Below are 19118 nucleotides of genomic sequence, written 5' to 3' on the forward strand. Positions count from 1 at the left end.
TTGAAAAAAATTCTTACTTCCTTACTTATTGTATGTTTTTTACTTCTGCTCTTAACCTTCCCATCCTTATCGCTTCATGGGGCAAAAACAGGCTTAATGCTATGGTTCGAAACAGTCCTTCCCACTTTATTGCCTTTTATGATAATCTCCAGCCTGATTATGCAGTTAAATGTTACGGACTGTCTGACTTCTTTCTTTTATCCAGTCCTTGGGAAACTCTTTGGCTTGTCTAAGGAAGGATGCTATCCATTCATTATTGGCATGCTGTCTGGTTATCCTGTTGGAGCCAAAGCCTGTACCGATTTAATCGAAAAAAACAAGATTTCCAAAGAAGAAGGACAATATCTGCTTTGCTTCTGTAACAATGCAAGCCCTATGTTTGTAATCAGTTTTATCGGAACTCAGTGTCTGCACATGGACAGAAACCCTTTTCTTATTCTAGCTATTATCTATGGCAGTGCCATTTTGACTGGTATTTTATATCGAATTTTGTATAGAAAAAAACTATCCTCTCATGCCAACTGCATATCTGCTATGGAAACTGCCACTCAACTCAAAACTTTCCAGACGTCACCTGCATTCGCCATCTTGGACCAGACTATTGTGAAAGCTTTTGAAATTCTAGTAAAGGCAGGAGGATACATCATTCTATTTTCCATTTTAGCAGAAACCGTATTACGTTTGCCTTTCCTTCCCGCAACGATACGGTATTTTTCCATTGGCTTTTTAGAAATCACAACAGGAAGTGCTGCCATTAGTTTATCCACGTTTTCCTTTGCAAAAAAAACAGTCCTGACCAATGCTCTTACTGCGTTTGGCGGACTGTCTAGCCATGCCCAAACCTTCAGTGTCATCATTCACTCAGGACTATCTATGAAAAAGTATTTTATTTTCAAGTGCATAAACGCCTGCATTGCGGGCATATGTTCGCTACTCCTCGTCTACACCATCTAAGAATGTATTTTCATCAAACTGGAACTCTTCCTCTTCTGCTTTGCCTTGTGCATGAGAGATTTCTTCATAAGCTGATGCTGGTGCAGAAGCTGCGGCTTCATCTTGTGCAAGTTCGCTACGGTTGCTTGCAATTACGTTCAAACTGCCTTTTAATGATTCTAATAACCCTTCATACTGGTTTTTAGAATTATTATACGCGGCAGATAACATTCCTTCCGCATTAGAAAGCAGTTCACTGGTATAATTAAGAGCACCCAGACGAATCTGATCTGCATCCTGTCTTGCCTGTTCCAACATCCGGTCTGCTTGTTCTGTGGCTTGATTTACTACCTCATTTGCCTGATAATATGCCTGCTGCATAATCTGATGTTCATCAATTAATGCATTGGTCTGTGCTTCCGCTTCTGCTAACATATTGTTCGCTTTTTCCTGTGCGTCCTGCAGAATCACATCACGGTTAGAAATTATTTTTTGATACCTTTTAATCTCATCAGGAGTCCTAAGTCTTAATTCGTCTAATAAATCGTATAACTGATCCTTTGGCACTACAACTTTTGTAGAGGAAAGAGGCTGCATTTTACAGCTTTCTACAAATTCATATATTTCTTCTATTAACTGTTCAATTTTACTTACTCCCATAGGTAACGCTCCTTTATTTTATTTTTCACTATGGTTAAATTTCTCATTCAGTTTTTCTATTACAATTGGAGATACAATCTGACTGACATCGGAACCATACCTTGCAAATTCTTTAGCAATGCTGGAACTTACATAGGAATACTCCACATTGGTTGTGAAAAAAATGGTATCAACCTCTGGATTAGCCTTATGATTTGCCTGGGCAATCTGAAGTTCGTATTCAAAATCAGTGATGGCACGAAGTCCTCTTACAATAATATTCGCATTTTTCATTTTAGCATAGTCCACAAGCAGCCCCGAAAAACTGTCTACTTCCACATTCGGAATATGACTGGTAACCTGCTTTATCATTCCTACTCTTTCTTCCGTACTAAACAGTGCATTCTTTGCACTATTATAAAGCACGCCTATTATAAGCTTATCCACTACCTTAGATGAACGGGTAATAATATCTAAATGTCCCAATGTAATCGGATCAAAACTACCTGGATAGATCCCTACTTTCATAAAAAAACTCCTAACTTTCGTTATTTCAATGTAATTAATACATGTTTATTGGTCTTGTAATTCTTTTCTTTTTCCAATTCATATCCTAAACTGCCCAGATATGAAAAATCGGTTTCTAGCGATGCTTCCACTATAATTATTGTATCTTCATGAACCAGGCTTGACCCTGCCAGTTTAGTGAGTACCTCTTTTTCCAATTGATGATTATATGGAGGATCCATAAATACACAATCAAAACTCTTCTGACTATCCGCTAATCTGCCTAATGCTTCTATTACATTCATTCTAAGCAAGACTGCATCAGATTCCAATTTTGTTTTTTTCAAATTATATGTGATACAGTCACAGGCTTCTTTACCACATTCCACAAATACTGCTTCTCTGGCTCCTCTGCTTAAAGCCTCTATTCCAATTGCACCACTCCCGCTAAACAAATCCAAAAACGAACTGTCTGCCAGATAAGGCTGAATCATGTTAAATAATGTCTCTTTCGTCCTATCCTGTGTAGGACGTGTATCAAATCCATCTGGTGCAATTAATGGTATTCTTTTTGCCCTTCCTGCAATTACACGCATACTGCTCTCCTCTGTGTCTAAATCTCTACAATATTAATAGTGTATCGCATAATTCTATACTTTTCAATAGCAACTTAAGAAATACTAATAAGAAAACTAAAAAAACCTCTTATTACTTCTAAACCCAATAAAAAACTTACATCCATCACCAGTTTTTTCTCATTCATTATAATATCAAACAAATCGTATTCCCATGTGCCAAAAGACCTAATTTTATTAAATTTTCCACAATATGTACTTTCCAATCAATATCCTCCGCTTTTTTATAAATAAACCGCATTACTTTCGCAATGCGGTTTTCTGGATATTATCAGCGTATCTGATATCCTCTGTGTTATATTCTATCTTTGGTTATTTTCCTGCCATTCTTTTCTCTTGCTCGGCAATCATTTTTTTCACCATCATTCCACCTACGCTACCGTTTTCATAGGATGTTAAATCTCCATTATAGCCATGTCTTAATGGTACTCCAATTTCATTTGCTACCTCAAATTTAAAGTTTTCCAATGCTGCCCTAGCTTCTGGTACTTCTACTCTGTTTCTTCCTGACATAACAACCGCCTCCATTTCTTCTCCATGCGAGATAGTAACACTTTGTTGAAATTTCATTGATTTGTTTGTTACAGTAGTAGTATGCGAAGAATTTATTGTATTAAACAGGGAACTTTTTACATGAAATGATATCTATGACAAAACACAGATTCACTATTTTGCGTACTTAGCCCACGCATAGCAGTAAGCCTGGGTTCTAGCTGCAAATTCCTGCTCTTTCATGAGAGAAAGAACTTCCTCTTTTGTATACCAGCCTGCTTCTATTTCCTCAAAAGCAGAAGAACTTTCCTGAAATGTTCCGTTAGCTGTACCTACTACACATACATTTACTTCGTTGGAAAAGCCTACAGCACTATAACTGTTAAACAGAATCTCGTCAATTTTTATTAAATCAAGACCTGTTTCTTCTTTTAGTTCTCGCCTAGCACTCTCTTCTGGTTCTTCTCCTTCATCAATTAGGCCTGCTGGAAAATTATAAACCCATTTCCCAACTGCCATTCGAAATTCTTTATTAAGCAGCACTTTATCTCCTGTTTCATTATGAAGAATCAGCACAACAGCATCCGGATGTTTATTTTGCAGCTCCTCTAATGTCTGGATGTTTTTGTTACGGCTGATCATCTCATAAATTTTTTCTTTTTCGTCTATGGTTTCATATGCTAAATCATATCTGGTTATAAATTTTCCTTCATTCTTTTTATGGATCTGTTTTAACTTCATACCTGTTTCTCCCTTTCTATAACATCAAACTTAGTTCTTATTATAGTCTTTTTTCGAAAATATGAACAGAAGAAAAACCGTTCCTGATCCTACACGCCTAGATTTTAAGCATTTTTTCCTTATTTTCCTGAATCTGATTATCAATTTTCATGTATAAAGGATCACGGTATGCAAAAAGATAAAGAAAATAGGCTTTTTTCAATGCTTTTTTTGTCTCTTCCTCTGATACCAGTTCCCAAATTGGAATACAGTTTGTAACCTGATATAAAGCAGGCTGGAATTCCAGACTTTCTACCCACTTATGATATTCTTTATTTTTCCCAAATTGGGTTGGCAAATACGATACATTTCCTCCAATTGCCCATATGGAATACTCACAAAACTGTGAAAATTCAACTTGTGAATGGCTGTATGTAATATTTTCATTTGCCACAAATGCTTTATAACTTTCTTCAGCCAAGGTTTTAATCTCTCTTACCGTTCTCTGGGTGTTTTTCTTGGTACAAAACGGAATCACCATACGTCCACCAATTAACACGTGAGAAATCAAATGAGTCCCGTATGTTTCAAATACCTTTTCCATATCTCCTTTTTGTACGGCCTCAATAAAATCACCAGTGGTGCACTTCTTTAACGCCTCCAAATCCAGCTTTGTTACTATCTGTGCCTGCAGGCAGTTCGAAATTACTTTTCCGTAAAGCTCACTAATAAAATTGCATTGGGAATAATCCAAAGATTGTTTTATCCAAAATTCAGATTCCGTTCCCTGGTAACCACTCCCACACTCTGCCACACTTCTTTGTTCCAGCTCAGACTCCGTCTGCGAAATAATAATTTTATAGTCAACCTGATTTATCCCTGGCAAAGACTCATACCACGATTTTCCACTTAATTCTGTTATTTTTTCCTTATCAAGGATAGGTACTTGTTTTATTTCCTGTGTCTTGGCATATGGATTTTCTACTTTATCAAAGCCGTAATAAAGATATCTCTTAAAATCATCCTTTTCCATGTTCGTGTCCTCTCCTTTTCTCCTAAAAAACGGTTACAGATAAGTATATGATCTATATTAAAAATGTAGCCTATACAAAGGAAAAAAGGGCAATTGCCCTCTAACATTCCTGTCAGATTGCAATCGCCCATTCATTTTTGTTACTGCTGACCATTCTGGCCTGCCATTCTCTTTTCATAATCGGTGATCATTTTTTTGACCATATATCCGCCTACGCTTCCGTTCTGATATGATGTCAGATCTCCGTTATATCCGTGTTTTAGTGGCACTCCAATTTCATTTGCTACTTCGTATTTGAAACTGTCTAATGCTGCTTTTGCTTCTGGTACCTCGACTCTGTTTCTTCTGCTTGATGACATAATAAACTCCTCCATTTCGTTATTTCAATTGAATGAAATAAGTTAGTGATGTTGTTTGTTACAATCCTAGTATGTGAAGAACCAGAAATAATACACTGGAAATTTTATTGTTTTCTCTTAAAAAATGGTTACATTTTTTTAATAATCCACAGCACTCTGCCATTCGCTTTTTCTAGCCTGATACTGTTCATTCATCCAGTCAATCGCTGCAAGTTTTCCTTCTTCTGAAAAGTCGAATAACTTGGCAGTTTTCTTTGCATCCTCCGTCTTTTCAAAACAGTATGGTTCTGGCCAGATATATACCAGAAGTCCTTCTTCCTCTTTCGTAAACATAAAACGCATCCCCTGATAACTGCCTGTTAAATTTTCTTTTTTTATATAGTTTAATGGCAAATTGTGATCTGTAATCATTTAAAGAATCCTTTCCGTTTAAGCTAAATTCATCTGCACATGAAACCCATCTTCTTCACTGGTCCTAAATGGTGCTAGTGGAATACCATTTTTTCCGAAAATGGCAACATCGCAGTAATTACTCCAACAATACCTTGCGTACATAGGATTGTCAAGCCCATCTGCCCATACATAGATACTGTCTCCCTGAATTCTGAAATCTGCTGGTACATATTTCTTATCACGTCCAGCAACTTCAAACATTACTTTTCCTTCTCTTACATCCAGACCATCTTTTGCATACTGTATTTTTAATTCCAGTTCTTTTTTGTGATAAACACAGCTTTGATAGACAGGTCCAAATGCTTCCTCTTCGTCTATGATATGGTACACGTGGCAAAATGCCTGAAGTGCCAGCCTATCTGCCACAGGAGTTTTTTTCTTTGGATGGATTTCATTCCATTCTCCACTATCTAAAATAACTGCTATCCCTGTGTGTTTCATCATCTGGTAAGTTTTCATCTGACTTTCACGAATCATGCACCAGTTCTTCCAGTCTGGATCCTGCTCGTAACGGTGCATTGGAAGCTGTACCATTAAGAATGGAAGGCTATCATCCCCCCAGCCTTTTCTCCACTCACGGATTAAATGACTTAATAATTTATAATATGTGCCAGATTTCGTATCATCACTTTCTCCTTGATAATAAATAAAACCTCGCAAGGAATATGGCATTACTCTTTGAAGCATGCATTCATATAGACCTCCTGGTCTATATGGGCTTTTTAAGTTCATAGGACCAGGCCAAGGATTTTTTCCACAGATTTCTTCAATCTCCGCCCAGCTCACTTCTGGCCTTTGTGCATATACTTTCTGGCTTTGCTTATCAAATTCTATCTGCCTTTCTTGATATGCATCAAATTCTTTTATCTGCTCTTCTACGGTTTTGCCTTCTACTGCTTTATCATATTCTTCGTTATAAACATTTAAGTCTTTGTCCGCTTTAAGACTTTCTTTATCTACCCAGCAGGAAGCACTTGTACCACCCCAGTTACAGCCGATGATACCAACTGTTACACCTAACTTTTTTGAAAGTTTTCTTCCATAAAGATACCCGACTGCCGACCAGCGTTTCATGTCATCTGATCCAGACTTATGCCATCTAGAGTTATTTTCTGCCTCATAAAATGCTTCATCTTTATACTGGTTTTTTTCTGTAAAATAAAAACGGACTTTTATATCCTTGTCTTGTTCCAGGATTTCTTTGCTTTCAGCACAGTCTTTTGCCTCCAGTTCCATATTGGATTGTCCGCCTGCAAGCCATACTTCTCCTATGGCAATATCTTTAAAAACAACCTGTTCTTCCTTACAGGTAATTATCATTTCATAATCTTCTCCAGCTTCCATTGGCGGAAGATACGCTTTCCATGATTCGTTTTCTATAACCGTTTCCGCTTTGTTTGAGCCTAATGCAACTGTAACTTTGCTGCCATCTGCTCCAGTGCCGAATACACAGATGTTCTTCTGTCTTTGTAATACCATGGAATCCGAAAACACCTTTGCTACTGTAAATTTACTCATTTGCTTATCCCCTTCTGCTATATTTATCTAATCTCTAATCCTAATTCTCCAAAATCATAGGATGGAGCATCACCTAAATATTTTATGTAAATATCACCAATCTCTTGATCCGTCTTTTCCTTACTTAGATATCCAGAACGAACTACTGGTCTTCTGTATTTTGTATTTGTAGTAAAAACATAACCTCGATATTCCTTTTCTTTAAAAAAGTAATCCATTTCCAATTCCAATATTCCAATTAAAAAATCTGCATATTGTTTTCCGTAACATATCTGTTTTCTTGCTTTTTTCGGATCCTTTGATTTTAATTCCAAAATAAACGCTGTTATTTTTTCTTCTTCCACTCTTAAAACCAATTCATCATTGATCATAGTGGGCCTATCCAGCAAATAAACATTATGTGGCCTAATGTCCATCTTAAAAGCAAAACTGTTATTTCCAATACGCCTTATTCTTACTTGAACATTTTTACTATTTTTCGCTGCAATCTTTTGATCTTCAATTATGACTATTTCATTGCCTTTCTTTTTTTCAATTACTTTTTTATCAACAATGGACTTTACTGCATTATCAAATTTCTCTATCACTATCTTGTTCGTCGTCATCACATACCTCTCGATAAGTATAATAAATATCATCTGATGCTTCATTCATCTTATTAATAACTTGGTCAAACACATCCATTTTCATGCCTTCTCCATCAACTTCAACTTCATCTATCATATGCTCTTGAAAGATATAACCTTTTACATTCTCTTTAGCAATTAACTCCTCTTCTTCATAACCATATTCTTTCATTAATTTCTCATAACCTTTAAATCTGTTAGCTAAGATAATCAGATTATTGATTTCACGAACAATATAATCACTGTGAGTTGAAATAATGACATTGACTCCTGCATTGGCTAACTTACATAACAGTCTTGCAATATAACGCTGGTTGTCTGGATGAAGATTTTGTTCTGGCTCATCAATGATGAGTATACACCCTTTTTTCAATTTATTTCGTAATAAGTAATCCAATCCAAATAAGCTTTTTGCGGTGGATGAAGATAAATGAAAATCAAGCTTTAGATCCTCATCCATAATAAACCGAATATTTCCATTTTTTTCAATATCAAATTTTCCTTTTACAATACAGTCTTCAAGTGTCGCTGCCATATTGGCATATGATATGTCATTTGTCTCTATATTATCCATAGAATTTAATAAATTAATATATTCTGAAATTGGCAAAGGATATTTTGCTATATTTTTCTCTATTGTTTCGATTCCATCTTGACCAGACAGATCAAATAACACATTGTTTCGATTTACATTTAATTCTTTATAAAACATGCTAAGTCCATTTCTCTCTGCTGGCAACATATAAGCTGGAATAAACGCTTCGCTAAATTGCTCAACATAAACAGCAAACAAAATGGCTACAAAAATAATTCTATCCTTTTGCATTGCATTTACATTCTTTGTAAATCTTCCTTTTATATTTTTTCCTTCTTCATATATATTTTCTACCTCTTTCCTTTGATTTAACAAATCTATTATCCATTCTTTTATTTCTGAATTTCGCTCATCATCTATTTTTTCCTCTGCACTAACTTTTAACTGAAACCCATCAAAAAATTCTTTATTGACCTTAAAAAAATTAGGAATACATTTCATATATTTTTCTATTAAATTCCCTATAATTCTATCTTTATTTTGATATAATTCTCCCAAATTAATTGTTAATTCATCTTCACTAATTTCATACAATTGTTCTAACAGATATTCTTTTTCTATTGCACGACTTAAATAATAATTAAATCCATAAATCAAATAACTTACATACGTTTTCCCCGTATTATTCTTCCCACAAAAAACAGTCAGTTTTCCAAGATCCACTTCGCCATGCTCAATTGGTCCTAAACTGCCAAATTCAAACTTCAATCTTTCTCCCTCCAATAAAATATGTATTATCTATCTCTATAATTATATTTTTCCCATTCTCAGTCATTATATAATATCTTTTATCTATTTACCATGTGTTTTTCATTTCTTTTATACCTAAAAAATTCGTCCATTTAAAATAACCCAGTAAGAGTTTTCCAAAACTCCTGCCGAGTTATCCTTTATCTTATCACATCACAAACATCCGAAAGCATCACCTGCTGCAGCTGTTCCTTTGTCGGTTCGTCTAACAGCACAAGCCTGTTTGCCTGATTAATTAAAATCTTCTCAAATACGTTTCTCACACCTCTGGCATTGCCAAAAGCAGTCCGCTTATCCGCTTCCATTTCCTGAATCTGCAAAAGCACATCTTCCTTTGCAGATTCTTCAAGAGATATGTCATCCTTTTTAGACATAAATTCCATTATATCCATTAGTTCCTGACTGGAATAATCATCAAAACAGATAAATTTATTAAATCTGGAAATCAGACCTGGGTTGGCTTCTAAAAATGTCTGCATTTCGTCTTTATATCCCGCCACGATTACCACCAGATCATTCCGGTTATCTTCCATCAGCTTTACAAGAGTATCAATTGCTTCCTGACCAAAATCATTTCCATTTAACTGGTTACTTAAAGCATACGCTTCATCAATAAATAAAATGCCTCCAATGGCACTCTCTACAACTTCTTTCACCTTTAACGCAGTCTGTCCAACATAACCTGCCACCAGTCCTGAACGGTCTGTCTCCACAAGATGCCCTTTGGATAAGATCCCAAGTTCTTTGTAAATCTTTGCAATGAGTCTCGCTACGGTTGTTTTTCCTGTTCCTGGATTTCCCGTAAATACCATATGATAAGTCATTTCTGTAACAGCCATATTGTATTTTTCACGCATCTTTTTCACTTTGATTAAGTTAATTAATGAAGTAACCTCTTTCTTTACCTCTTTTAAACCAATTAAATTATTTAATTCATCTAAATACTGGTCTAAGCGTATTCCCGATTCTGATCGTTTTGCCAGTTTTCCTTCCTGCTGTTCCTTTTCCATATTCAGTTTCATAGATTCAATACGTTCCTGCTGTTTCCGTTTCATATCCTGAAATCCATTTTCACAGTCTAATTCCTCTAGAAAGCCCAAATCCAGCTGGTCAGAACTGATTTTTTTAAACCAGTACCTCTGGTCTAACATAATATGTGCCTGATGGCTATTTAAAAACACACTGATCTGCTTATAAAATTCTTCTGCAATCTTTAATGTTTCATTGTTCTTCCCATTATTTAAGTACACTATTCCTAATACAATATTAATAAAACAGTCAAAAGCTGTTGCCGATACAGTCCCTTCCTGTTCTCTATCATACACACCACAAAGCTGCAGAATAATTGGTGGTGAATTTAAAACTCGTTTCATTGCACGCAATACCGTATCTTCTACAATTCCATTGCCTTGTAAATAATACGGATTGGTATCCATAACTTTCAGAATGTATTGGCTTTCTTCTTCACGACATCCATTTGCCTGCAATGCAATCTGCACTAATACAGCCTGAAGATAAGTATCCAGCATTTCCTGTATAGGCATCTTTAATATTTTTTCTGGTTCGTCCCAGTACCCTGCACCAGCCAGCAAACCACAGATTTCTTTCAGTTTCTGGTAATTGCGTTTTCCTAATTCCAGTAAGCGCTCATTTGATAAGGATTGCTGTACCATGTTACCCTCCTTTCCTTTTATTCACATAACACAGCATTATTATAGATGGTTTTTATATAGTACACAACGGATTCTACAAAAATATTTCGTTTGTATACAGCTCCATTTTCTTGCGAAGGGCCTCATATTTTTTCAGCATCAGTTTTACCTGAGCGTCTTCAAACCGTTTCGCTACTTCATTTGCCAGCATCAGAATTTCTGCATCTTTATAGATATCTGCTAATTTAAATTCCAGCATTCCACTCTGTCTGATTCCAAACATATCCCCAGGTCCTCTAAGCTTAAGATCTTCATTGGCAATATGAAATCCATCGTTGGAATGATTTAATACCTCTAATCGTTTTTGGCTTTCTTTACTATTGGAACCATTAATGAAAATACAATAGGACTGGCAGACTCCACGTCCTACACGTCCACGTAGCTGATGAAGCTGTGCAAGCCCAAAACGTTCCGCATTTTCGATCATCATGACAGTGGCATTTGGCACATTTACACCGACTTCAATTACGGTTGTTGATACTAATACATGTATGTCACCATTTGCAAAACGTTCCATAATCTCATTTTTCTCTTTTGCCTTCATCTTTCCATGAAGATACGCCACCACATAGGCTGGCGGAAGTTCATGAGCAAGCTTTTCTGTATAATCAATAACATTTTCTGCTTCCATGTTTTCGCTTTCTTCTACCATTGGACAAATCACATATGCCTGTCTGCCACTAGCTATTTCCTTGGCAATGAATTCATATGCCTTTGGACGGTAACTGGTATTAACCACACAGTTTTTTATTGGCAAACGGTTTGCTGGAAGCTCATCAATTGTAGATACATCCAAGTCTCCGTAAAGAATTAGTGCCAGTGTTCTTGGAATCGGCGTTGCTGACATTACAAGGATATGTGGTTCTTTTCCTTTGTTCGATAATGCCTCTCTCTGCTTTACACCAAAACGATGCTGCTCGTCTGTAACAACTAATCCCAGATTGGCATATTCTGCTTTCTCCTGAATCAAAGCGTGTGTTCCTACCACAATATGCACTTCCTGGTTTTTGATTTTTTCATACATAAGCCTTTTTTCTTTGGCAGTCATAGAACCTGCAAGAAGACCTACTTGAATACCATAAGGAGATAACATTTCTTCCAAAGACTCCAGATGCTGCTTTGCCAGAACTTCCGTAGGCACCATTAAACAGCCTTGATATCCATTCATGGCAGCCTGAAGCAAGGCTAGGGCTGCAACAACGGTCTTGCCTGAACCAACATCCCCCTGTACCAGACGGTTCATCTGCTGGGAGCTGCATAAATCCTGCTCAATAGCCTTCCAGACTTTCCTTTGTGCATTGGTCAGGTCATATGGCAGCCTTTCTATCATATTTTCACATTCTTTTGCTGGTTTCATATGAAAAACAGATTTTTTCATTCCCTTTTGTTTTTTCAGGTAATTCAGAGCAAGGTTAAATAAGAAAAATTCATCAAATACAATTCTTCTTCTTGCTTCTAGCATTTCCTGTGTATTCTTCGGAAAATGAATCTTTGACACTGCACTTTTATATTCAATTAAATTGCATTCTTTTCTTAGTTTCACTGGAAGATAATCTTTTGGAAATTCTATATTTTTTATAGCCTGCACTACCGCTTTTTTGATTACATGATTGGTAATTCCAAATGTCAATCCATATATAGGCTGCATGACATAGCGGTTGTTGTGGTAATTTTCTTTTGTCAAGAATACTGGCTGCTCCATCTGAAGTAATCCATTTTTCCTAACCGCTTTTCCTCTTAGCAGATAACGGCTTCCCATTTTTAACTGCTTCATTACAAAGGGCATATTAAACCATGTAAGGAGAATGGTTCCTGTTGCATCTCCTGCTCGACATTGTACGATAGTCAGATTCCGTACTTTTTTCTTTTGTGGCAACGCCACTACTGACACTTCAATAACAGAAGTTTCTTCTTCCCTAAGTGACTGGATGGCCCGAATGTCCCCGTATACATCATAATCTCTTGGGTAGTGTTCAATCAAGTCCTGTACCGTAAAGATTTCTAATTTTGCTAACCCTTTTTGTGTTTTCTCTCCGATTCCCTTTACGGATGTAATCTCGTCTTCAAATTTCATATTTCCTCCCAGCAAATGAAGCAGTTCTGCCACATTGCCCTGATTTATGTTCTGTTTAAAAAACCATATACAGCAATAAGAGAAATGCAGGCAATTCCCACATTTCTCTTACTATGCTTTGTTTTTTATTCAACCGAAACCACATAATAGTAGATTGGCTGTCCACCATATAAGACTTCAACTTCAATGTCAGAATGTGCTTCCATTAACTCTTCTGCAAGTTCATTGGCTTCTTCTTCTTTTACCTCTTCTCCATAATAAAGACTTACTAATTCACTATCTTCCTCCAGCATGGATTCTATTAATTCTTTGGCAGTATCTTTTATGGATTCCCCAACAGCAGCAATTCTGGAATCATCAATTCCCATGATATTCCCCTGTTTAATTGTCTTGCCGTCAATTGAAGTATCACGGACTGCATAAGTTACCTGTCCTGATTTTACATTGCCCATAGCTTCTTCCATAGCTTTGGCATTTTCTTCTGGAATCTTATCATAAACAAAGTTTATGATAGCGGCGATACCTTGTGGGATTGTTTTAGAAGGTATTACAATAACCTTCTTATCTTCTGTTAAATCACGAGCCTGGTTAGCTGCCAGAATAATGTTTTTATTATTTGGCAGGATATAAATGGTATCTGCATTTACTTTTGCAATTGCATTAAGCATATCCTCCGTACTCGGATTCATTGTCTGACCACCTTCAATTAAGTAATCGACACCAAGACCTCTGAATACTTCGCTAAGACCATCTCCAGCAGAAACACTAATAAAACCTGCTTCTTTTCTAGGCTGTTCCTGCCCACTTGCCTCTTTCGTTTCTTTCTTCCCATCTGCTTGTTCTTTGGCTTTCTTTTCTGCATCCTGAATTACTCTTTCATGATGCTCTTCACGCATATTGTCTATCTTCATACTAGTGAGGGAACCATAAGTCAATGCTTTTTGGATTGCTAGTCCCGGATCATTAGTATGTACATGAACCTTAACAATTTCATCATCAGAAACTACTACTAAAGAATCCCCGATAGATTCTAAGTATGCTTTAAACTGTTTTTCAGTGTCCATGTTATACTCTTTTTCCAGCATGATAATAAATTCTGTACAATAACCAAATTTTATATCAGCAGTGGAAATATTCGAACTGTCAACTTTCTGAACTGGCGCTGTATTAACTGGCGTACTTAACTCAAACTTAAAATCTGATTTCCTGCCACTCAATACTTCAAATGCACCATTCAATACCGTAACAAGACCTTGCCCGCCAGAATCCACTACACCAGCTTCTTTTAATACCGGAAGCATCTCTGGAGTACGTTCTAACATTTCCTGCATTGCTTTTAGCACTTCTTCACAAAAGCATATAATATCGTCTGTCTTTCCAGCAATTTCTTCTGCCTTTGCAGCACCTGCTTTTGCTACAGTGAGAATGGTACCTTCTTTTGGCTTCATAACGGCTTTATACGCAGTTTCTACTGCCCGTTCCAATGCCTTTGCCAATGCTGGCACATCAACAGCATCCTTATCCATAATTTCTCTTGTAAAGCCTCTAAAAAGCTGAGATAAAATAACGCCGGAATTTCCTCTGGCTCCTCTCAGAGAACCACTGGAAATAGCTTTTGCAATATTTACTATGGTAGGATTATCAATATTATTAACTTCCTTAGCAGCCGACATAATCGTCAAAGTCATGTTTGTTCCAGTATCACCATCTGGCACTGGAAAAACATTTAACTCATTAATATAGTCCTTTTTCAATTCGATGCTTTTTGCTCCAGCTAAAAATGCTTTCTGAAGCAGCGGGGCATCTATTAACTTAATTGCCACTTTTTAATCCTCCTTAATGTTGTTATCCTTCTGATTGTCAATCTAATATTCTAACGCCTTCAACGTATACATTAATTGTTCCAGCTTTTAAGCCAGTAAACTCTTCCACCTTATACTTTACATTGGAAATAAGGTTCTCTGTTACTGCGGTTATACTAACACCATATGCTACTATTATGTGCATATCTATGTTCATATTATCGTTGTCAATTTCTACATTAACACCACGACTGATACTTTCTCTCTTTAGAAGTTTAACCAAACCGTCTTTTACATTAACGGCAGCCATACCCACAATACCAAAGCACTCAACAGCTGCCGATCCTGCATACTTCGCCACTACTTCGTTGTCGATGATAATTTCGCCCATTTCAGTATTCATATGACCTTTCATAGTAAACCCTCCATTCTTTCACGAATCTTTATAATTATACCCTGTTTTTCTCTATTTGAAAACTAATTTCTTTCAGGATGGTGCAGTTTTTATATTTTTAGTAATTACTGTTAAATTTAAACATATTATATTGTATATCTAACAAATATATTTTGAGGTTGTTATGAGACATATGCTCGGTTTTATCCTTTTCTGGATTGCTATAGGCATGACAATCATGCTTTTCATTACCAACGGCCTGCTTGCTATCTGCATCATCATTCTATTTCTAATATTAGGTTATAATTTATTCTGCTGCTAATTTTACAACTCAAAAAGAAGGTGTCACAATAGTGATATCCATCGCCATTCATGACACCTTCCGCCAACTCTGCATTAAGCACGTTCTACTAATCCTGATCTTAAACAAGATGTACATACATACATTTTCTTAGCTCCACCGTTAACTTTAACCTTAACAGATTTCACGTTTGATTTCCACATCTTATTACTTCTTCTATGTGAATGACTCACCTTGATACCAAAATGAGCTCCTTTTCCACAAACTGCACATTTAGCCATTCCAAAGCACCTCCTTACGCTTTTTAGACATAGCCTTAAAAATCGCTATACATCAAACAAAACCATTCTATCAAAATAATCTTAATAATGCAAGCAAATTTTATGAATTTTTAAATTTACCTGAGATCCAGCTTCTATTCTTCTGTTTCAGAATCCTCACTGCTGCTGTCTTTTTCCTTATTGCCACCAGTAAATTTATTGACAAAGTCAGGAACCATGTCCAATATTTTCGTAAGACTGTCCTGATTCTTTACATTTACCAGCTTCGTTACTCCATTTTGAATCACTAGTACAGAACTTGGAGTAATTTTACCTCCCATTCCCCCAGCCCCTTTGTTTTTCTTGCTTTCTTCAGCAAATGCTCCTGCAGCCACTCCAAAACTTACATCCACTAACGGTAAAATAATCGTTCCATCCGGAAATGTAATCGCATCGCCAACTACTGTTTTTGTTGTGATAAAATTATCCATTCCTTTAAACAAAGATTCTAATGTTCCATCATAATTTGTTTTATCAGCCATTGAGCTCCTCCTTTAACTGCTTGCCATCAGCAAAAAATTTTTTGACTTCTTTATCAAAATACAAACTGCCACCTACACGTATAAAGCGTATTACCCTCATTCTGCCTTGTGCCGTTATGTCAGCTTCTATTCTTTTTTCTTCAAAATCAGGATAAACTGAAACATTCATTTTAACGTATGCCCGTAAAATGCTTATAATGCCAAGAATTTTTCCTGTACTAGAAGGGTCTCCTGTTCCAAACCGGACATAACCGTTTAATTTTCTAGGTCCTATATAACGTAACACTTCAAAACTTCTTTTCTTTAACTTTTTCACAGAGTTTCTATTCCCTTCATCTTTCAGGAACTCAAGAATTTTATCCTTCTTTTTCATGATTCCGCTTATTTTGTTTTTGATTTTAGTCCATGTCTCTGGAATTTGCAAGAGCATCTTCTCTGCTTTCTTTAGCCAGTCTTTCACTTTACGAAAGAAATTTAACTCTTCTTCCTTTGCAACACTCTTTTCGGCTTTTGCTGCACTTTCTTCTTTCGCTATGTGCTTCTCTTCTTTTGCCCCACTCTTAACATTCCGTTTTTGGGATTGCTGCTTTGAATCTCTTTGCATTAACATATTTGTTTTGGTTTTACTCTTATTCCTTTTTTTCTGTTTCTTCTTTTTCCTTGCCTGGGATACTTTCTGATTCTCATTTTCTTCCTTATTCTTTCTTACTGGCAGTCCAAATATTCGCAAACAGTATTTTGTCTTTTTCTCTTTATACTGAATGGTTATGTGAACCAGATGAAAAAGCCATGAAACACACAAATCCACATTTGTCTTGCCATTGACTTGCAAGTGAAACCGATACCGTAAAGGTACAATCAGTACCAAAACAATAAGGACTAACAAAAAACCTAGGAGCATGCCAAGGATTGCTCCTATTATTTTTAATATCAGCCAAACAATATGCAATCCTTCTCACATCCCATCCTTTTAAAACTTACTCATTCTGCCCAAAAAAAGCCCTTACATCAAATTTGCCTGTCTGGTGATACACGTCACCGACAATATCCGCAACCATTTTTACTGCACTTTCTTTACTAGAAGCCAGTCCTACAATCTTTATTCCCCGCTTTCTATAGTATTGAAATAATAATTCATTTGCATTGATTATATCAAACAAATTCTTCTTATTTGAAGCGAGAGCAATGCAATACACATTGAAGTTCAATCTGTGCTTTTCCACTCGCCGCTTTATTCTGGTCTCTTTTTTCAGCGTTTCAGAATCTAAATATAAAGCCGGATACCATTCAATCATAATTACTTGACACCCATTTCTTTCAGCATGGATTTATGCATTTTCTGTTATCATACGATTAAGTATTTCATAAACTGCCTGTTTTTCAGCAGCATCTTTACACTGCTGTAAACTTCCCTGTATATATTCTGACACTTCGTCTACACTGGCAAACTGAACAGGCATTCTTTCCATCACATTGGCAATTACAGCACGGACAAAAAGAATGGAGGCACCATGAAATAATTCACTAAACTCCTCTGCAAGTTTTACCGCCTCTTTCTCTGCCATCTGCTCCGTTACTTCTTCTGTGGATTTTTCTTTAAATTCCACAAAAATACTAGTAGAAAGAAGCTTTTCTGCCTTATCAAAATCAGCAAAACCAGTTTCCAATTTAAGTTCCTTCCTTTCAGCAGCATACGTTTCTTTTATCATCTCAAAACTTCCCATAAGCTGTTGAATCTGCATCATAACTTTTTCCAGCACACCCTCAATCTGCTCAAGTTTTTCAATTAATGTTCCTCCAATAACATAATTATCGTCTGATTTTACCTGTTTTGCAATGGTTATTATTACATCCTTGCATATTTTTTCTTCTTTTTCCCAATAACGTTCCTCAAAACCGTTTCCATGTGCCTCTGAAAGCAGGTACACATAAAGACTATTGAGCAATTCCTGTAAGGTAACAAACACTTCCGATGCAGCTGTAAATTCCTCACTCATTTTCTGTAATTCCTGCTGCAATGCTTTAATTTCCTGCATTTCCAGCTTTCCATAATCCATACCGTCCATTTTTTCTACAAATTGTCCCCAGTTATTAAAATATATGCCCTCTCCTTCTGGATGATACATGGTTGCACTAGTTCGTATCATATACAGATAGGAATCCAGAGAATCTTTTTCTCCACCTTTAAACAAAGAAATACTGTTTTTCACCATTTCATAAAACTTGCTTCTTGCAATACGAACTGGAAGCTGGCCGATTACTTCTTTTATTCTTTCTCCAATTACGGCATTATCCTTTTGTGCAAAAATATATTGGAGCAGCTTCTGTGCAAATACAGTGTCATCCTCTGATACTGGATCTGCCTGATCATATTTATGCTCAATGCGGTTTAATATATATTCACTAATAAGCAAATGGTCCGTATAATTTGTAAGCACTTCCATTTTCCGAATCACTTTTGTTCTTTCTTTATCTAGTTTCTGAATACATGCTTCTCTTTGTACTGGCTCTTCTGACACAAAAAGCTCGTATATAAGTTCATGAATCACCTGGACTGTATCCAGAACTTCTTTTTCTTTAAAATAACCTTCCTCATGCTGTTCACACATGACATAATACTGCAGCATGGTCTGCAGCATGGCATAGCTGTGATACTCATCTGCCAAAGCCTTAAGATACGCTGGCAAGTCCTTATCCAGATTCTTTCCACTGTTTAAACTTTTAATCAATTGTCTTAAATTTGCACTCAAGATTCCCTAACCCTCCGGCTGTT

The 19118-nt window shown here is 36.3% G+C and carries 21 protein-coding genes; 1 reads left to right on the plus strand and 20 read right to left on the minus strand.

Going from position 1 to position 19118, the window contains the following annotated elements:
* Positions 1–954, plus strand: coding sequence for a hypothetical protein (locus BMY85_RS05690; RefSeq protein ID WP_092477301.1), 954 nt, complete (start codon positions 1–3; stop codon positions 952–954).
* Here BMY85_RS05690 and BMY85_RS05695 read toward each other — a convergent pair.
* The 20 genes from BMY85_RS05695 to BMY85_RS05790 form a co-directional block, all read right to left on the minus strand.
* Positions 931–1593: an ATPase gene (locus BMY85_RS05695; protein ID WP_092477302.1), complete on the minus strand. Its 663-nt coding sequence runs from the start codon at positions 1591–1593 to the stop codon at positions 931–933. The genes BMY85_RS05690 and BMY85_RS05695 overlap by 24 nt on opposite strands.
* 18 nt (positions 1594–1611) lie before the next feature.
* A complete protein-coding gene (coaD, locus tag BMY85_RS05700; RefSeq protein WP_092477303.1) occupies positions 1612–2100 on the minus strand; it encodes a pantetheine-phosphate adenylyltransferase in 489 nt (162 codons plus the stop codon).
* Between the two features lie 20 nt (positions 2101–2120).
* A complete protein-coding gene (gene rsmD, locus BMY85_RS05705) occupies positions 2121–2675 on the minus strand; it encodes a 16S rRNA (guanine(966)-N(2))-methyltransferase RsmD (protein WP_092477304.1) in 555 nt (184 codons plus the stop codon).
* Between the two features lie 351 nt (positions 2676–3026).
* Positions 3027–3227 carry an alpha/beta-type small acid-soluble spore protein gene (locus BMY85_RS05710; protein ID WP_092477305.1) on the minus strand — a complete coding sequence of 67 codons (201 nt, stop codon included), beginning with the start codon at positions 3225–3227 and terminating at the stop codon, positions 3027–3029.
* Between the two features lie 153 nt (positions 3228–3380).
* Positions 3381–3947 (minus strand): NUDIX hydrolase, encoded by a 567-nt coding sequence (locus BMY85_RS05715; RefSeq protein ID WP_092477306.1) that lies wholly within the window; start codon positions 3945–3947, stop codon positions 3381–3383.
* A 97-nt stretch (positions 3948–4044) separates the two neighbouring features.
* The gene (locus BMY85_RS05720; protein ID WP_092477307.1) at positions 4045–4959 is read right to left on the minus strand and encodes an MAC/perforin domain-containing protein; all 915 of its coding nucleotides are present in this window, start codon (positions 4957–4959) and stop codon (positions 4045–4047) included.
* Between the two features lie 140 nt (positions 4960–5099).
* Positions 5100–5318 (minus strand): alpha/beta-type small acid-soluble spore protein, encoded by a 219-nt coding sequence (locus BMY85_RS05725; RefSeq protein ID WP_092477308.1) that lies wholly within the window; start codon positions 5316–5318, stop codon positions 5100–5102.
* Positions 5319–5456: 138 nt separating this feature from the next.
* Positions 5457–5729 (minus strand): hypothetical protein, encoded by a 273-nt coding sequence (locus BMY85_RS05730; protein WP_092477309.1) that lies wholly within the window; start codon positions 5727–5729, stop codon positions 5457–5459.
* An 18-nt stretch (positions 5730–5747) separates the two neighbouring features.
* On the minus strand, positions 5748–7289 hold the full coding sequence (locus BMY85_RS05735) for a sialate O-acetylesterase (protein WP_092477310.1): 1542 nt from the start codon (positions 7287–7289) through the stop codon (positions 5748–5750).
* Positions 7290–7312: 23 nt separating this feature from the next.
* Positions 7313–7876 carry a hypothetical protein gene (locus tag BMY85_RS05740; protein ID WP_143066331.1) on the minus strand — a complete coding sequence of 188 codons (564 nt, stop codon included), beginning with the start codon at positions 7874–7876 and terminating at the stop codon, positions 7313–7315.
* The gene (locus tag BMY85_RS05745) at positions 7860–9218 is read right to left on the minus strand and encodes an AAA family ATPase (protein ID WP_177180658.1); all 1359 of its coding nucleotides are present in this window, start codon (positions 9216–9218) and stop codon (positions 7860–7862) included. The genes BMY85_RS05740 and BMY85_RS05745 overlap by 17 nt, the downstream gene beginning before the upstream one ends.
* A gap of 182 nt (positions 9219–9400) precedes the next feature.
* On the minus strand, positions 9401–10933 hold the full coding sequence (locus BMY85_RS05750) for an AAA family ATPase (RefSeq protein WP_092477313.1): 1533 nt from the start codon (positions 10931–10933) through the stop codon (positions 9401–9403).
* A 73-nt stretch (positions 10934–11006) separates the two neighbouring features.
* The gene (recG, locus tag BMY85_RS05755) at positions 11007–13046 is read right to left on the minus strand and encodes an ATP-dependent DNA helicase RecG (RefSeq protein WP_092477314.1); all 2040 of its coding nucleotides are present in this window, start codon (positions 13044–13046) and stop codon (positions 11007–11009) included.
* Positions 13047–13171: 125 nt separating this feature from the next.
* Positions 13172–14869 (minus strand): DAK2 domain-containing protein, encoded by a 1698-nt coding sequence (locus tag BMY85_RS05760; RefSeq protein WP_092477315.1) that lies wholly within the window; start codon positions 14867–14869, stop codon positions 13172–13174.
* 37 nt (positions 14870–14906) lie between these two features.
* Entirely contained in the window at positions 14907–15263 is a 357-nt protein-coding gene (locus tag BMY85_RS05765) for an Asp23/Gls24 family envelope stress response protein (protein WP_092477316.1), read from the minus strand.
* 375 nt (positions 15264–15638) lie between these two features.
* Complete coding sequence (gene rpmB / locus BMY85_RS05770; protein WP_092477317.1) at positions 15639–15824, minus strand: 50S ribosomal protein L28; 186 nt, start codon at positions 15822–15824, stop codon at positions 15639–15641.
* A 134-nt stretch (positions 15825–15958) separates the two neighbouring features.
* On the minus strand, positions 15959–16345 hold the full coding sequence (locus BMY85_RS05775; RefSeq protein ID WP_092477318.1) for a GerW family sporulation protein: 387 nt from the start codon (positions 16343–16345) through the stop codon (positions 15959–15961).
* Positions 16338–17246 carry a DUF2953 domain-containing protein gene (locus BMY85_RS05780; RefSeq protein WP_092477319.1) on the minus strand — a complete coding sequence of 303 codons (909 nt, stop codon included), beginning with the start codon at positions 17244–17246 and terminating at the stop codon, positions 16338–16340. The genes BMY85_RS05775 and BMY85_RS05780 overlap by 8 nt, the downstream gene beginning before the upstream one ends.
* Positions 17247–17322: 76 nt before the next feature.
* A complete protein-coding gene (locus BMY85_RS05785; RefSeq protein WP_092477320.1) occupies positions 17323–17640 on the minus strand; it encodes a hypothetical protein in 318 nt (105 codons plus the stop codon).
* 33 nt (positions 17641–17673) lie between these two features.
* Positions 17674–19095: a hypothetical protein gene (locus tag BMY85_RS05790; protein WP_092477321.1), complete on the minus strand. Its 1422-nt coding sequence runs from the start codon at positions 19093–19095 to the stop codon at positions 17674–17676.
* Between the last annotated feature and the right edge of the window lie 23 nt (positions 19096–19118).

Source organism: [Clostridium] polysaccharolyticum (assembly GCF_900111595.1).
In the GTDB taxonomy this organism is placed as follows: domain Bacteria; phylum Bacillota; class Clostridia; order Lachnospirales; family Lachnospiraceae; genus Clostridium_AI; species Clostridium_AI polysaccharolyticum.

Excerpts from the sequence above, each read along its gene's own strand:
- BMY85_RS05695 (WP_092477302.1), bottom strand. The coding sequence starts at position 1,593 with ATGGGAGTAAGTAAAATTGAACAGTTAATAGAAGAAATATATGAATTT.
- coaD (WP_092477303.1), bottom strand. The coding sequence starts at position 2,100 with ATGAAAGTAGGGATCTATCCAGGTAGTTTTGATCCGATTACATTGGGA.
- rsmD (WP_092477304.1), bottom strand. The coding sequence starts at position 2,675 with ATGCGTGTAATTGCAGGAAGGGCAAAAAGAATACCATTAATTGCACCA.
- BMY85_RS05710 (WP_092477305.1), bottom strand. The coding sequence starts at position 3,227 with ATGTCAGGAAGAAACAGAGTAGAAGTACCAGAAGCTAGGGCAGCATTG.
- BMY85_RS05715 (WP_092477306.1), bottom strand. The coding sequence starts at position 3,947 with ATGAAGTTAAAACAGATCCATAAAAAGAATGAAGGAAAATTTATAACC.
- BMY85_RS05720 (WP_092477307.1), bottom strand. The coding sequence starts at position 4,959 with ATGGAAAAGGATGATTTTAAGAGATATCTTTATTACGGCTTTGATAAA.
- BMY85_RS05725 (WP_092477308.1), bottom strand. The coding sequence starts at position 5,318 with ATGTCATCAAGCAGAAGAAACAGAGTCGAGGTACCAGAAGCAAAAGCA.
- BMY85_RS05730 (WP_092477309.1), bottom strand. The coding sequence starts at position 5,729 with ATGATTACAGATCACAATTTGCCATTAAACTATATAAAAAAAGAAAAT.
- BMY85_RS05735 (WP_092477310.1), bottom strand. The coding sequence starts at position 7,289 with ATGAGTAAATTTACAGTAGCAAAGGTGTTTTCGGATTCCATGGTATTA.
- BMY85_RS05750 (WP_092477313.1), bottom strand. The coding sequence starts at position 10,933 with ATGGTACAGCAATCCTTATCAAATGAGCGCTTACTGGAATTAGGAAAA.
- recG (WP_092477314.1), bottom strand. The coding sequence starts at position 13,046 with ATGAAATTTGAAGACGAGATTACATCCGTAAAGGGAATCGGAGAGAAA.
- BMY85_RS05765 (WP_092477316.1), bottom strand. The coding sequence starts at position 15,263 with ATGAAAGGTCATATGAATACTGAAATGGGCGAAATTATCATCGACAAC.
- rpmB (WP_092477317.1), bottom strand. The coding sequence starts at position 15,824 with ATGGCTAAATGTGCAGTTTGTGGAAAAGGAGCTCATTTTGGTATCAAG.
- BMY85_RS05775 (WP_092477318.1), bottom strand. The coding sequence starts at position 16,345 with ATGGCTGATAAAACAAATTATGATGGAACATTAGAATCTTTGTTTAAA.
- BMY85_RS05780 (WP_092477319.1), bottom strand. The coding sequence starts at position 17,246 with ATGCTCCTAGGTTTTTTGTTAGTCCTTATTGTTTTGGTACTGATTGTA.
- BMY85_RS05785 (WP_092477320.1), bottom strand. The coding sequence starts at position 17,640 with ATGATTGAATGGTATCCGGCTTTATATTTAGATTCTGAAACGCTGAAA.